14 protein-coding genes and 2 pseudogenes are annotated in these 14,150 nt (G+C 34.0%); 15 read left to right on the plus strand and 1 reads right to left on the minus strand.

The features are described 5' to 3' along the window. Nucleotides 1-363: 363 nt before the first annotated feature. The 11 genes and pseudogenes from larE to ahbB all read left to right on the plus strand — a co-directional run bounded on the left by larE (nt 364) and on the right by ahbB (nt 8,969). On the plus strand, nt 364-1,182 hold the full coding sequence (gene larE, locus C7954_RS03400) for an ATP-dependent sacrificial sulfur transferase LarE (RefSeq protein WP_073158776.1): 819 nt from the start codon (nt 364-366) through the stop codon (nt 1,180-1,182). After that, entirely contained in the window at nt 1,175-1,945 is a 771-nt protein-coding gene (gene larB, locus C7954_RS03405) for a nickel pincer cofactor biosynthesis protein LarB (RefSeq protein ID WP_073158778.1), read from the plus strand. The genes larE and larB overlap by 8 nt, the downstream gene beginning before the upstream one ends. Before the next feature lies 1 nt (nt 1,946). Continuing rightward, nucleotides 1,947-3,271, plus strand: a pseudogene (gene larC / locus C7954_RS03410) (nickel pincer cofactor biosynthesis protein LarC). Between the two features lie 8 nt (nt 3,272-3,279). Then, nucleotides 3,280-3,486, plus strand: coding sequence for a nitroreductase family protein (locus C7954_RS03415; RefSeq protein WP_219909470.1), 207 nt, complete (start codon nt 3,280-3,282; stop codon nt 3,484-3,486). Between the two features lie 62 nt (nt 3,487-3,548). Then, nucleotides 3,549-4,712, plus strand: a complete 1,164-nt coding sequence (locus C7954_RS03420) for an iron-containing alcohol dehydrogenase (RefSeq protein ID WP_073158780.1) — start codon at nt 3,549-3,551, stop codon at nt 4,710-4,712. 144 nt (nt 4,713-4,856) lie between these two features. Further along, nucleotides 4,857-4,985: an oxidoreductase gene (locus C7954_RS03425; RefSeq protein WP_166667667.1), complete on the plus strand. Its 129-nt coding sequence runs from the start codon at nt 4,857-4,859 to the stop codon at nt 4,983-4,985. A 5-nt stretch (nt 4,986-4,990) separates the two neighbouring features. Next, complete coding sequence (locus C7954_RS13600) at nt 4,991-5,140, plus strand: hypothetical protein (RefSeq protein WP_166667668.1); 150 nt, start codon at nt 4,991-4,993, stop codon at nt 5,138-5,140. A gap of 373 nt (nt 5,141-5,513) precedes the next feature. Then, nucleotides 5,514-6,689: a radical SAM/SPASM domain-containing protein gene (locus C7954_RS03430; RefSeq protein ID WP_073158783.1), complete on the plus strand. Its 1,176-nt coding sequence runs from the start codon at nt 5,514-5,516 to the stop codon at nt 6,687-6,689. Beyond that, nucleotides 6,690-7,682 carry a radical SAM/SPASM domain-containing protein gene (locus C7954_RS03435; RefSeq protein ID WP_089720716.1) on the plus strand — a complete coding sequence of 331 codons (993 nt, stop codon included), beginning with the start codon at nt 6,690-6,692 and terminating at the stop codon, nt 7,680-7,682. 308 nt (nt 7,683-7,990) lie between these two features. After that, entirely contained in the window at nt 7,991-8,464 is a 474-nt protein-coding gene (gene ahbA, locus C7954_RS03440; protein ID WP_089720714.1) for a siroheme decarboxylase subunit alpha, read from the plus strand. Then, nucleotides 8,451-8,969, plus strand: a complete 519-nt coding sequence (gene ahbB / locus C7954_RS03445; RefSeq protein WP_243833638.1) for a siroheme decarboxylase subunit beta — start codon at nt 8,451-8,453, stop codon at nt 8,967-8,969. Before ahbA ends, ahbB begins: the two co-directional genes overlap by 14 nt. A 215-nt stretch (nt 8,970-9,184) precedes the next feature. On the opposite strand, the gene C7954_RS03450 is transcribed toward ahbB, so the two are convergent. Next, the gene (locus tag C7954_RS03450) at nt 9,185-9,373 is read right to left on the minus strand and encodes a hypothetical protein (RefSeq protein ID WP_134058708.1); all 189 of its coding nucleotides are present in this window, start codon (nt 9,371-9,373) and stop codon (nt 9,185-9,187) included. Nucleotides 9,374-9,617: 244 nt separating this feature from the next. Here C7954_RS03450 and C7954_RS03455 point away from each other — a divergent pair, with 244 nt between their 5' ends. The 4 genes and pseudogenes from C7954_RS03455 (at nt 9,618) to C7954_RS14110 (ending at nt 13,963) form a co-directional block, all read left to right on the plus strand. Continuing rightward, the gene (locus C7954_RS03455; protein ID WP_073158791.1) at nt 9,618-11,432 is read left to right on the plus strand and encodes a heme NO-binding domain-containing protein; all 1,815 of its coding nucleotides are present in this window, start codon (nt 9,618-9,620) and stop codon (nt 11,430-11,432) included. A 188-nt stretch (nt 11,433-11,620) separates the two neighbouring features. Beyond that, entirely contained in the window at nt 11,621-12,919 is a 1,299-nt protein-coding gene (gene hemA, locus C7954_RS03460) for a glutamyl-tRNA reductase (RefSeq protein ID WP_134058711.1), read from the plus strand. A 24-nt stretch (nt 12,920-12,943) separates the two neighbouring features. After that, nucleotides 12,944-13,672: a precorrin-2 dehydrogenase/sirohydrochlorin ferrochelatase family protein gene (locus tag C7954_RS03465; protein WP_073158796.1), complete on the plus strand. Its 729-nt coding sequence runs from the start codon at nt 12,944-12,946 to the stop codon at nt 13,670-13,672. A gap of 12 nt (nt 13,673-13,684) precedes the next feature. Next, nucleotides 13,685-13,963: pseudogene (locus C7954_RS14110) on the plus strand (histidine phosphatase family protein). Nucleotides 13,964-14,150 lie beyond the last annotated feature (187 nt).

Raw genomic sequence — 14,150 nt, forward strand, 5'->3', positions numbered from 1 at the left:
TAGTAATTTTATTTGAAAAAGTTGATAAATTTCGTTTCAATTTATAGATAAGTCTGCTATAATTAATCACAGGTGAAACAACTCCTTTTTGGTTTTTTGTGGTGAATTAATTATACCAAAAATCGGAGCTTGTTTCACCTTTTTTGCGTAATCTGTTGATAACTAATTCTCATCAGTTTTGAAGGAGAATTATCCACAAATTTGCCTGTTGATAACTTTTGATTTGTTTCTAAATAAAAAATGGAGAAACTCATTCTATTTATATCTTTTCTTTACAACTTTAATTTTATATAATAAGATTAACAAATTATTTAATTTGGTCAATTTCTTAAATTCAGAATAACACAATAGGGAGGATTTTTAATGACAACAGCAACCACAAAAGCTAAATACAATTTATTAATTGATAATTTAAAAGAGCTGGAACCATTTGTGATAGCTTTTTCAGGAGGGGTAGACAGTACCTTTTTAACAGCGGCTGCTCAAGAAGCTGGGGTGGAATTTGAAGCAGTTACTGTTAACAGCCCCTTTGTTCCGGATAGAGAAATAAAAGAGGTTGAAAATTTAGTTCGGTCAATGGACTTTAAGCACCAGCAAATGTCAATCGAGCTTCAGGAGTTAAAAAAGGCTGCAGATAATACAGCTGAACGATGTTATTACTGTAAAAAAGTAATTTTTGACAAGATTATAAATTATGCAAATGGGAAAACAGTAATTGAAGGTTCTAATCTAGATGATACAGGTGACTACAGGCCGGGTCGTAAAGCTTTAAAAGAACTTGGGATTAAAAGTCCACTACTTAAGGTTGAACTGACCAAAAAAGAAATTAGAATGCTTTCTAAAGAATTGGGTTTAAGTACCTGGGATAAACCAAGCCTTTCCTGTTTAGCTACCCGTGTTTCTTATGATAATCAAATTACAGCTGAGAGATTAGAAAAAATAGAGCTGGCAGAAGAACTGCTGCGCCGAAATGGTTTCCACCAGTTTAGAGTGCGGGATCATAATAATCTGGCCCGGATAGAATTATCTGAAGCTGATCGAGAAAAAATTTTAGATTTGAATTTAATGGATAAATTGTCTGATAAATTACAGAAATTAGGATTCCAATATGTTACTTTGGACTTGTCAGCTTATAAAAGTGGAAGTATGAATAAGGAAATTCTGGAGGCTAAAGATGAATAAAGAAGATATTAGAGTAATTTTAGAAAAAGTTAAAAAGGGAGAACTTGAGGTTGACGCTGCAGCATCATCTCTAAAAGACCTTCCGTTTAAAGATCTGGGTTTTGCCAAAGTAGATAATCACCGCAGCCTGCGCAATGGTTTTCCCGAGGTTATTTACTGTGAAGGGAAATCATTAGACGAGATTGAAGGTATAGTTAAGGAAATGCTTAAACATGAGAATAATATTTTAGCAAGCAGGGCTGAAAAAGAAGTTTATCAGCGGATTAAAGAAATTGCACCTGAGGCTGTGTACCATGAACGCCCAAAAATGATTTTTATAGAAAAACAAAAGCTCAAAAAAACTAAGAGCAAGATTTTGGTTGTCAGTGGAGGGACTTCTGATATTCCAGTGGCAGAAGAAGCGGTGATGACAGCTGAAGCTTTAGGAAATTCTGTTGAACGTCTTTACGATGTTGGAGTGGCTGGTATACACAGGCTGCTTGGAAATTTAGATAAATTAAATGATGCTGAAGTTATAATTACTGTAGCTGGAATGGAAGGTGCACTGGCCAGTGTAGTTGGTGGTCTGGTTGACAAACCGGTAATTGCTGTTCCGACCAGTGTTGGTTACGGTGCTAATTTTGGTGGAGTTTCAGCACTTTTAACAATGCTCAATAGTTGTGCCAGCGGGATAGGTGTTGTCAACATCGATAATGGCTTTGGTGCCGCTTATTTAGCCAGTACAATTAACTTACAGATAGAAAAAGCCAGGAAGGAAGGATAAGATGGAAAATATATTATATTTTGATATAAATTCAGGAATCAGTGGAGATATGACAATTGCATCTTTACTAGATTTAGGATTGGAACAGGATAAATTTTTAAAAGAGTTAAAGAAGTTAAACCTTGCAGGTTATGAAATTAAGATTTCTACTGTTCAGAAAAATGGAATTACAGCTACCGATTTTAAAGTTATTTTAGATGATGACAGTCACCCAGATCATTTAGAGGTTGAGCACAATCATTCTTATCATGAGCATGAACACAAGCACTCTGAGCATGAACATAATCACGATGATCATAGTCATCAGCACAATCATGACAAAGGACATTCTCACAGTCACAGCAGCAGTCATCTTCATCGTAATTTTAATGATATTAAGGAATTAATTAATCAAAGTGGCTTAAGTCAGCAGGTTAAAGATTTAAGTATTGATATCTTTGCTGAAGTAGCAAAAGCAGAGGCAAAGGTTCATAATAAAGAGATTAATGAAGTCCACTTTCATGAAGTTGGAGCAGTTGATTCTATAGTAGATATTGTTGGAACTGCAATTTTGATTGAAATGCTGAATCCAGATCATATATATGCTTCAGCGGTAGCTTTAGGAACAGGATTTGTTGATGCTGCTCACGGCAGAATTCCGGTACCAGCACCAGCAACAATTGAAATTTTAAAAGGTGTACCTGTATTTTCAACTGGAGTTAGGGGAGAGCTGGTTACTCCAACTGGAGCTGCTATTATTAAGACTCTGGCAGAAGATTTCATCCAGCTGCCAGAAGTTGAGATATCAAAAATAGCCTATGGGGCCGGCAAAAAAGATTTTGAAATCACAAATCTGCTGCGGGTTTATCAGGCTAAAAAAAAAGTAAAAAAAAGCTATTAATCTTAGAAACTAATATCGATGATATGAGTGGAGAAATTTATTCTTATCTTTTCCCAAGCTTATTAGATGCGGGCGCCAAAGATGTTTATTTAACAAATATAATGATGAAAAAAAATCGCCCGGCTCAAAAACTATCAGTCCTAATAGCTGAGGATCAGAGAGAAAAAATAGAAGAAATAATATTTAAAGAAACATCTACCTTAGGAATCAGACGCAGAGAAGTCGAGCGAAGCTGTCTGCAGCGAAAATATTTTGAGCTAAATTCTTCAATTGGGAACATCACAATTAAGGCTGCTTATTATAAGGGAGAATTAATTAAGTATTCTCCGGAATATGAAGAATGCAGGCAGATAGCGGCAGAAAAGGATATGAGTCTGCAGCAGGTCTATGATTTGATCAAAAAAGAAGCAGCAGAAAAATTATTGGACCAAAAGAGTCAGAAATAGTAGAAAATATGTTAATAGCTGCCGAAAGTATTGATCTAGGTGGGGTCTGGATTGGTCTGACTAGGTTCTTTTTTCAAAATGAAGAAAATATTAAAAAATCAGATTTACCCACAGGTTATAAACCGTTTTGTGCAGTAGCTTTAGGCTATAAAGGAGAAGATATTCCAACAGGACCTTCAAAAAGAAATATGGATGTTATAAATTATATAAAATAATTAATTATAGAAAAAAATAGATTAATTAACTGTAAATCAAATTAAGGAGAGTGAAGTAAATAATGCTAAACTTTAATTATTCAGTCCCAACAAAAGTATTTTTTGGCAAGAATAAAATCGACTTACTGGCAGAAAACATAAAGAAATATGGTTCTAATGTTTTGCTTGTTTATGGTGGAGGTAGTATAAAAAGAAATGGTATTTATGATAATCTAATAGAAATTTTTAATGAAAATGATATCAATTTTTGGGAACTAGGAGGAGTAAAGCCTAATCCTCGAATTTCAAGTGTCAGAAAAGGAATAGAAATCTGTCAAGAACAAGGAATAGATATTATCCTGGCAGTTGGGGGAGGAAGTACAATTGATTGTGCCAAAGTTATAGGTGCAGGCTTTTATTATAATGGAGATCCCTGGGAAATAGTTACTGATCCAAGTAAAATAGAGGATTCGCTGCCAATTGCAACTATTTTAACTCTAGCTGCTACAGGTTCGGAAATGAATGCCGGAGCTGTAATTACCAATTTAGAGACCAAAGAAAAATTAGGAACTGGTCATCCAAGTATGGCTCCTAAATTTTCTATCTTAGACCCAACTTATACATTTACAGTTCCTCAAAAACACACAGCAGCTGGTACAGCAGATATAATGAGTCATATTTTCGAAGTATATTTTAGTAAAACAAAAGGAGCATATGTGCAAAATAGAATGGCAGAGGCTCTTTTAAAAACATGTATCAATTATGGGACAAAAGCTCTTCAAGAACCTGAAAATTATGAGGCAAGAGCTAATTTGATGTGGACAGCTAGTCTGGCTATAAATGGTCTTTTAAGTGATGGTAAAGAAACAGAGTGGAGTGTACATGCAATGGAACATGAGCTTAGTGCTTTTTACGACATTACTCATGGTACGGGACTTGCAATTTTAACTCCTTATTGGATGGAATATTCCTTAAATAAAAAGACAGTAGATAAATTTGTCGAATATGGTGTTAATGTTTGGGGAATTAATTCTGATAATGATAAATATGAAATAGCCCAAACTGCTATCGAAAAAACAAGAGAGTATTTTAATTTACTAGGAATCCCTTCGAATTTGAGTGAAGTTGGGATTGAAGCAGAAAAATTAAAAGAAATGGCTAAACAAGCTACCAGAAGAGGCAAATTAGGCAACTTTAAACCTTTGACAAAACAGGATGTATTAAATATTTATAAAAAAGCTTTATAAACTTAAAATAGATTAGATTGAAAAACTAGTTAAAGTTTATCAAGACCTTGCCCAAGGTGAAGTTGGCACAATTATTACAGGCTATGCTTTTGTTACAGAAAACAGAACTATTTTAGGTCCTTCGGCTTGTGTCACATGCTATTTATGGAAGTTCAGTTTCATGCTGCTCACGGCTATCTCTATAATCAGTTTTTAGGTCCCCATTATAATAAAAGAACTGATGAATATGGAGGGCGTATTGAAAATAGAGGCAGAATTATTTTTGAACACTAGCTGCTGTGAGAGAAAAAGTAGGGGCAGATTTTCCAATTATGATTAAGATTAATAGTTCTGACTTTAAAGATTGCAAATATATCTGTCAGCGTTTAGATGAGTTAGGAATAGATGCATGCAATAGAGATCAGTGGGGTTGTTGGAGCCTAAAATGAGGATACCACTGTTAGAAAAAGGGGTCTTGATTACTTAAAAGAAGAATCCTATTTCAGAAAATATGAGGCAGAGATAGCAGCAGAAGTTGAGGTCCCTATTATTTTAGTTGGTGGGTTACTACAGCTAATGGAAAAGGTCTTAAAAGATGACTCAGCATGGTTTTGCCAGAGATAATGAATTTAAATTAGTGGATCAGGATAAAAGTACTTAACTTATGTTTTAGAGGAAAATGAAGATACATTAAAAAAATATTTATTTAAATTTAGATTTAAAATTAAATATAAAATTAAAGAAAAAGAAGGAATTAATAACTTAAAAGCGGAAGAAGAATTTAAATGCACTCATACAATCACTATCAAATAGAGGTGAAATATGTTTAATATAACTAAAATGCTGACAGAATTTAATACTTATGGGGATCAGCTTCGCTATGATAAAGACTGCAGTAAATCCCCAATTGGTACCCGGCCTGGCCTGGGGCCTGTTGTTGCCTGGAATATTAATTCTCAGTGTAATTTGAATTGTAAACACTGTTATTCAAATTCTACTGCAGTTAAAAAAGATGAAACTTTAAATACAAAAGAGGCCTTTGCTTTAATTGATCAACTGGCCAATTTTAAAGTCCCAGTTTTACTTTTATCAGGCGGAGAACCACTTTTAAGACCTGATTTATTTAATTTGATTAAAAAGGCTAAAAGCAGAAATTTAAGGGTTGTAATTTCTACCAATGGAACTCTGCTGATAGAAAAGATGGTTGAGCAATTAAAATCTCTGGGAGTTAGCTATATCGGGATCAGTCTTGATGGTCTAGAAGCTGTCAATGATCAATTCCGCGGCAAAAACGGAGCCTTTAACGCTGCTTTAGATGGAATCCGAATCTGTCAGAAACATGGACAAAAAGTTGGACTTCGTTTCACCATTAATCAGGATAATTATCAGCAAATTGATGAGCTTTTTCAGCTGATTGAAAAGGAGAATATTCCCCGCATCTGTTTTTATCATCTGGTTTATTCAGGTCGTGGAGAAAATATTAAAGAAGCTGAATTGAATAACCTGGACAAAAAGATGACAATCGATAAAATTATTGACTGGACTCAGTATTTTATAGATCAGGGAGATCCCAGAGAAATATTAACAGTTGATAACCATGCTGATGGGGCCTATCTATATTTAAAAACTAAGGAAAATGACCCGGAGCAGGCTGAATATATCTACAGTCAGCTTTTAAAAAGTGGGGGTAACCGCAGCGGCAGTGCAATTGCCAATATTGATCATAAGGGAGATGTTTTTGCAGATCAATTTAGCCGTTTTAGAACCCTGGGTAATATTAGAGAAAATAAATTTTCTGAGATCTGGCAGGATCAGAATAATGAATTTCTAAATAAAATGAGAAACAGAAAAGAACATCTTAAGGGCCGCTGTGCAGACTGCAGGTTTTTAGAAATCTGTAATGGTAATCTTCGAGCTCGTGCTTATGCAGCTGATGATTTATGGGGAGCCGATCCCGGCTGTTATTTAAGTAAAAAAGAAATCGGAGGAGATTTATAGATGAATATAATATCCTGGAATTCTACAAATCAATGTCATTTAAGCTGTCCTCACTGCTATCGTGATGCAGGAAGTGATATGGGGAAAGAATTAAATACCGCTGAAGCAAAAAGAATGCTGGATCAGATTAAAGCAGCTAATTTTCATTTGATGGTTTTTTCTGGTGGTGAACCACTCTTAAGGAATGATATTTTTGAGTTAATGGCTTATGCTTCAAAAATTGGACTTCGACCTGTACTGGGAACAGGTGGAGGGTTAATTGATGCTGCAGCTGCTCTTAAATTAAAAGCGGCTGGTGTTCTAGCAGCAGGTATAAGTTTAGATAGTGTTAATGCTGAAAAACATGATCGATTCAGGGGAGAAGAAGGACTTTTTGCCAGAGTGGAAAATGCCTTTCTGGAACTTAAAAAAGTAGGTATTCCTTTTCAAACTCATATGACTGTTATGGATTGGAATCTGGGGGAGTTAGAATCTATAATAGATTATTCAGCTCAAATTGGAGCCAAAGCAGCTCATATTTTCTTTATGGTTCCCACAGGAAGAGCAGCTTATATAGAAGAGAGTGCGATTTCTAAAAAAGAATATCAGCTGGCAGTAGAGAGAATTATGAGAAAATCGGAAGAGGTAGAGATTGAGGTTAAGCCTGTCTGTGCTCCTCAATTTATTGCCACAGCTGACCAGCTTGATATTAACTCCCGCTTTAAAAACGGCTGTCTGGCAGGAGTAAGTTATTGTATTGTCAATCCTGTAGGAGATGTTCAGCCCTGTGCCTATCTTGATCTTAAAGTTGGAAATGTTAAAGAAGAAAGTTTTAAATCTATCTGGGAAAATAGTAAAATTTTAAATGAGATGAGAACTTTAGACTGGGAAGGAAAATGCGGCAGCTGCAAATATGGCAGCAGCTGTAGAGGATGTAGAGCCAGAGCTTATTATTACAGTGGTGACTACATGAAAGCAGATCCCTTTTGCTCAATAGAAAATACTGGTCTGTAGTTCTGTGATATAATCAGATTCAGATAGTAGAAAAAAGAGAAGCAAAAATTGTTGAGCAATTTTCTAACAAGTATTCAACAGAAGAGGTTAATAATCTAATTGGACTTTATCGTGATCAGTATGGAGAATTAAAGGAAGAAAAGCTGGAAATATCAGAGCCGTCTGCATCAGGAATTCTGGAAGCAGACCGCGATTGAGCTGGAGTTAATGTATAATCTATAAATTTATTTTAAATATTTTAATTAATAATTATTAAGTTCAGTTTATAAAATCATAGGCTGAGCTTATTTTATTTAGGAGCTGTTTTTATGGAAAAAATTGATAAGAAAATTCTCGATAGACTGCAGACTGGCTTAAAATTAGAAGCCTCACCTTTTCAAAAAATAGCGGCAGAACTGGGAATCGAAGCAGAGGAACTGCTGCGGCGAATTAAAAAGCTTAAAAAAGAAGGTTATATTCGTCGACTGGGGGGAATTTTTAGATCTTCAAGATTGGGTTATAAAAGTACTCTTGTAGCCTTAAAAGTGGAGGAAAAAAACTTTTATCAGGTAGCTGAAATTATCAATCAGCACTCAGGTGTAACTCACAATTATCGCAGAGATCATCAATTAAATCTCTGGTTTACCCTCTCAACTACCAGTGAACTTGAGCAAGATAATTTTCTGGCACAAATTAAAGCTTTGCCAGGAGTAAAAGAACTCTATCAGCTGCCAAAAGAGAAATTTTTTAAATTAAATGTTTTTTTTAAAATGGAAGAGGAAGCCGGTGATGATCATGAATAATATTTCTGATAAAAAATTCGGAGAAATCGTGGATGAGCTTGATAAAAAGATTATTAAGGTTTTAGAAACTGATATACCACTGACCTTAAACCCCTATCAGAAAATAGCTGAAGATTTAAACATTGATCGGGCTGAACTTTTAACAAGACTGCAGAAGCTTAAAGAAAGAAAAATTTTAAAAAGAATTTCTGCTATTTTACACCATAGAGATTCAGGTTATCAGGCAAATGGAATGTTTGTTTGCCATTTTAGTGAGCAGGAGATTGATCAGCTGGGAAAGGAAATTTCTAAACTGGAAGCAGTGAGCCACTGTTATCAGCGCCAGACTTATCAAAACTGGCCCTATAATTTTTATGCAATGATGCACGCTAAAAATAAAGAAGAACTGGAAAAGAAGGTTAATCAGCTGGTTGAAAAGTATAAGATCGAAGATTATCAAATTTTATATTCGACGGAAGAATTAAAAAAAACCAGTATGAAGTATTTTGGTTGTGGTGTAAAATAAGTTTTGGAGATTCATTTTGAAATTATCTAAAAAATTAAAAAGAAGACTCTCTTTTTGATAAAATGTTTTTAGAACCAAAAACAGGTTAATTAAAGCTGAAAGACAGGAAATAATGAAGTCCCAAACAGTAAAGAATTCGCAGATATTCTGAGTCATTTCCCAGCCAGAATATGTAACTTTAAATTCAATGAATACTGCTGAAGTAGAAAAATATCTCAAGCAGCAGAATTCTTAAATGACCACTGAGAAGAGTTTAAGATCAAACATCTTCCAGGTAAAGTTCCTGCTGATATTTTATTTCTATCAAGACTTAAGAGTAATGCTAAAATTAAAGTTCTAAAATCTAAAATTGTAATTATTGATGGCCAGGAAGTTAAAGATTCTACTGTTCTTTTAGGAGACAAAAAAACAGGATAAACAGATGAGAAATGTTTTAAGAATCTTAGAAATACCCGACAGAGAAAACCCTGGCAGTATACAGTTGGTACCTAATTTTTTTTGCTTTTAAAGCAGGTATTATTTCCTCAATCAAGAATAATTAAATATAGCTTAATTTATTAAGCTATATTTATTTAAACTATGTTTTAAGATAAAGGAAAAAAATTCTATTGAAATTTTGAAATTAAAATTATTACTGGGGGGAAGTATATGAAGGGAACAGTCGTTTCGACCTGGCTTAAAACTCTTACCAAAACTTATGGAGAGGAAGTAGTCAACAGTGCAAAAAAGAAAGCGGGATTTAAAGAAGATTTAATTATCACACCAATGACAACAATTGAAGATCAAAAAACAAAGGATTTAATGAAATATATAGGACAGGAGGTAGGTAAAAAGCCCGGTGAAATCTGGCATAATATGGGGATGAAAAATATTGAAACTTTTTCAAACTGGTTTCCCTCATATTTCAGCAATCGCACTTTAAAAAACTTTTTAATGTTGATGGACACCGTACATCTGCAGTTAACAGAAATGATTCCAGGAGCCAACCCTCCTCGCCTGCGGGCAAAGGAATTAAATGACCATAAAATAGAAATGACATATAAGTCTGAAAGAGGGATGTACGATTATTTTTTAGGGCTTTTAGAGGGCAGTTCTTCATTTTTTAAAACTCCTATTGAAGTTGAAGAAATTGACAGAGGAACCCTGGATGATGGACGAGATTTCTTAACTATACATATTAGCTTTGAAAAATCATTTAGAAATGAAAAAAAATACTTATTCTCTAAAATTCTGGGACTGGGCATATTTAAAAGTATTCCTGCTAAAATGGGGCTTACTGTTTTTGTTTTAAGCTTTGCCTTAACATCTCTACCGCAGTTTTCAGCAGGTTGGACAATTAATCTGGCTGCAGCTGTCGGACTGGGTATTATTTTAGCCCTAATCAGCAGACTTTTAATGTCCCCGGTTAAAGCAATTGATAATGAGTTAAGTAAAATAGAAATATTAAATCTTGATGATGAAAATAGACTAAAAACCGCTGATGATTTTGAAAGATTATTTAATAAACTGCGTCAGATAAAAGCCAAATTGAGAGAAGATATTCTTTTCTTAAAAGGTGGAACAGATGATATGCACAACTTTACTAAAGATTTTGTTGAGCTGGCAGAAGATATGGAAGAAGTTTCTGACAGTATTGCAACCGTTGTAGATGAAGTTGCGAAGGGAGCTCAGGCTCAGGCTCAGGAAACTGAAGAATCAGCTTATATCGTCAATCAAAATGTTGAAGAAATTGAAAAATTGGTTGAAGCCGGTCAGGACAGCCGTGAAAATTTAGAAAATGCTGTTACAAATATTCGTTCTTCCACCCAGGCTGTTGTTGATGTTAATCAGAGGATCAGTGGAGTTCGAGAAGCATTTGCCAATGTTAATCAGTTAGGAAAACAGCTTTCGGAAAAAATAGAGACAATCATGGAAATTGTAGATACAGTTGAAGATATTGCTGGTCAGACTAATCTGCTTTCACTCAATGCTTCTATTGAAGCTGCCCGTTCTTCTGATAATGGTCGCGGTTTTACAGTAGTTGCAGAAGAAGTAAGAAAACTTGCCGAAGAATCTCAGCAGGCAGTAGAAACAATCAGAAAAAATCTGGGAGAGTTTACCGAACATGTTGAAACTCTTAGCTCCAGTATTAGTGAGCAGTTTACCAATCTTGAGACAAGTAATCAAGCTCTAGAGGAAGTTGCTAAATCAAGTAATAGTGCTACCAATGATATTGAATCTGCTACTAATCAGGTTGTCGATATAGTAAACAGCTTAAATACTGAGACAAAAAAAATTAGAGAAGTCATTGAAAACTTTAATAATCTGGCTGCAATTGCTCAGGAAAATTCAGCTTCCAGTGAAGAAATGAGTGCCAGCGTTAATAATTATTCTGAAAAAATTAAAGAAATGACAGGTTATATTGAACAGATGGAAGACTTAACAGAAAACTTCCGCAAAAACCTTAAAAGTTACAATGTCTAAAAAATTAAAATAGAACATCCAGAAAGATAAATTTATAGGTACCAGGTACAAATCGTCCGATTTGTACCTGGTACCTATCGTTCTTCCAAACTTTTTTGCAGTAGAAGAAAATTTGTAATATAATTAAAGTTGAGTAAAAGTAAAATTTAGAAACAAGATATAAAAATTATAAAAAAGGAGGCCTTTTGATGCAGCTTTTAGTATCCGGAATTAATCATAAAACAGCTCCAATTTCAATTAGAGATCAGCTTTCTCAAAAAACAGCTGAGATCAAAAAAGAACTAAAACAGGAATTGAGCAAAAATAGTTTTAAAGAATTTTTTATATTAAATACCTGTAATCGTTTTGAGATCTATCTTTATTCTGAAAAAGAAGTTGAAACTAGAAATACTTTAAAAAAATATATTTATAAGCTGCTAGGAAACACTCTCAAAGGCCATTTTAGATATAAAATTAATGACTTAAATGACTATCTTTATCAGTACCATGATCTGCAGGCTGTTGAACATCTATACCGGGTGGCAGCCGGGCTTGATTCTCTGATCAAAGGAGAAGATCAGATTTTAGCACAGCTTAAAAAACAGTTTAGAGAATATAAAGAAGACAATCTAACTGGCTCTTATTTAAATCAGCTCTGTTTGGAAGCGATTAAAGTTGGAAAAATGGTAAGAACCAAAACTAAAATTAATGAGCGGGCGGTTTCGATAAGTTATGCGGCAGTAGAGCTGGCCCGGGATATTTTTGGCAGCCTTAGGGGAGAAAAAGTGATGATTCTCGGCGCTGGTGAGACAGCAGAGTTAACTCTTAAAAACTTACTTAATTATGGTGTAGAAGGAATTATGGTGGCAAACCGTACTTATGCTAATGGACAGAAACTGGCAGCTGAATATGGGGGAGAAGCTATTCACTGGGAAGAATTTAAAGCTAGAGTTGAAGAAGTTGATATTATAATTGCTTCTACAGCAGCTCCTCATACAGTACTTCATAAAAATGATCTTTTAGATAAAGTAGAGGAAAAACATGGGCCAATGTTTTTAATTGATATTGCTCTACCAAGAGATATTGATCAAAATGTTGAAGAGCTTCCTGGAGTTCATTTATATAATATAGATGATTTAAAGAGGGTAATTGATAAAAATTTAAACTTAAGGGAAAATGAAGTTACTAAAGCAGAAGCAATAATTGAAGAAGAAAAATATAATTTTCAGCGCTGGCTGCGAGAACGACGCTGTGTTCCTCTGATTAAGGAAATGAGAGAGGATGCACAGAATATTAAAGAAAAAGAAGTGAAAAGAGCTTTGCATCAGCTTAGAAATTCAGAGCTTGAATCGGAAGAAATTATTGAACAGCTGGCCCACCGCCTCTTAAATAAATTATTACACCAGCCAACTGTTGGACTTAAAGAGCTGGCGGTAGAAAGTAAAAAACCAAAAGAAGCTCAATTAGAAGCTGTAAAAACAATTTTTGCAGTAGGCGAAAAAGAATAATTGTATTTTTAAAGGAGAACAGCTGTGAAATTTTACCCGATAAATTTAAATTTAAAAGATAAAAATGTATTAATTGTAGGCGCGGGTAAAGTAGCACTGCGTAAATTTAAGCGTTTACTGCAGACCAGAGCGCAGATAAAAATAATTTCTCCAGAATTTAATTGGGAATTCTTACCCTATTTAAATCAGGAATCAGAAAAATATATTTTTTTAAAAAGAAAATTTAAAGATGAAGATTTAATTGGACAATTTTTAGTTTTTGCTGCCACTGATAATTCAGAATTAAATCAACGAATTGCTTTTCTGGCCAGAGGAAAAAATATTCTGGTTAATATAATAGATAATGCTGAACTTTCAGATTTTACTGTTCCAGCAGTGGTAAATAGAGGTGAATTGCTTTTGACTGCTGCTTCCGGTTCAAATCTGCCTGCTCTTTCAAAAAATATTAGAAAAAAATTGGAATCTGATTTTGGGATTGAATACCGGCTTCTGCTTGATATAATGTCAGAAAAAAGGAAGGCAATTATAGAGGATATTGATAGTATTGAACTTAGAAAATTAATTTTCAGGGAAATAGCTTCTGCTGACTTTTTAACTAAAATAAGAAAAATTATAGTTGATTACAATCCCCAAATTTTATCTAACAGTAATTATCAGCCTAATGACTCGGAATATCAATTAATTAAAAAAGAGATAGAAAAAGCTATTTCACAGCTGATAGAAAGAAAGAAGTTTCATAATGAAGAACTTTAAGGTGGAGATCTGATGTTAACCAGATTATATTTATTAAGATATGGAGAAGCTGACTGGAATCAGAAGTTTTTTTTCGAGAAGATTATTGAGAGACATCAGGGCAATAAAATACTGGTGGTTACTCATGGAGGGGTTATCAAATTATAACTGATAGCTGTTCTGTCAATTAAGCTCGAAAATTTTTGGCAGTTTCAGATAGATAATTGTTCTCTAACTGAGCTGAAAATTTATGATCAGGAGATAATTTTAAGTAAATTAAATTTTACAAATGACCTTGGGAACAGGTATTAGGTAGATAATTATTTAATTTAGCTGTTTGTTTAAAGTTATTAGATTTTTGATTTAAGTAACTTTAATTATGATTATATACTTTTAATCTCAATCTGATGGTTGGGATCTTTTTTTATCTACTTTTTAAGGCATCCTATATAAAGTTAAAAATTTCCATGGAAGAAAATGGGGTTGGTTTTTAGGCTAA

Origin of the sequence: Halanaerobium congolense, assembly GCF_004366375.1 — a bacterium.
GTDB classification, from domain to species: Bacteria; Bacillota; Halanaerobiia; order Halanaerobiales; family Halanaerobiaceae; genus Halanaerobium; species Halanaerobium congolense.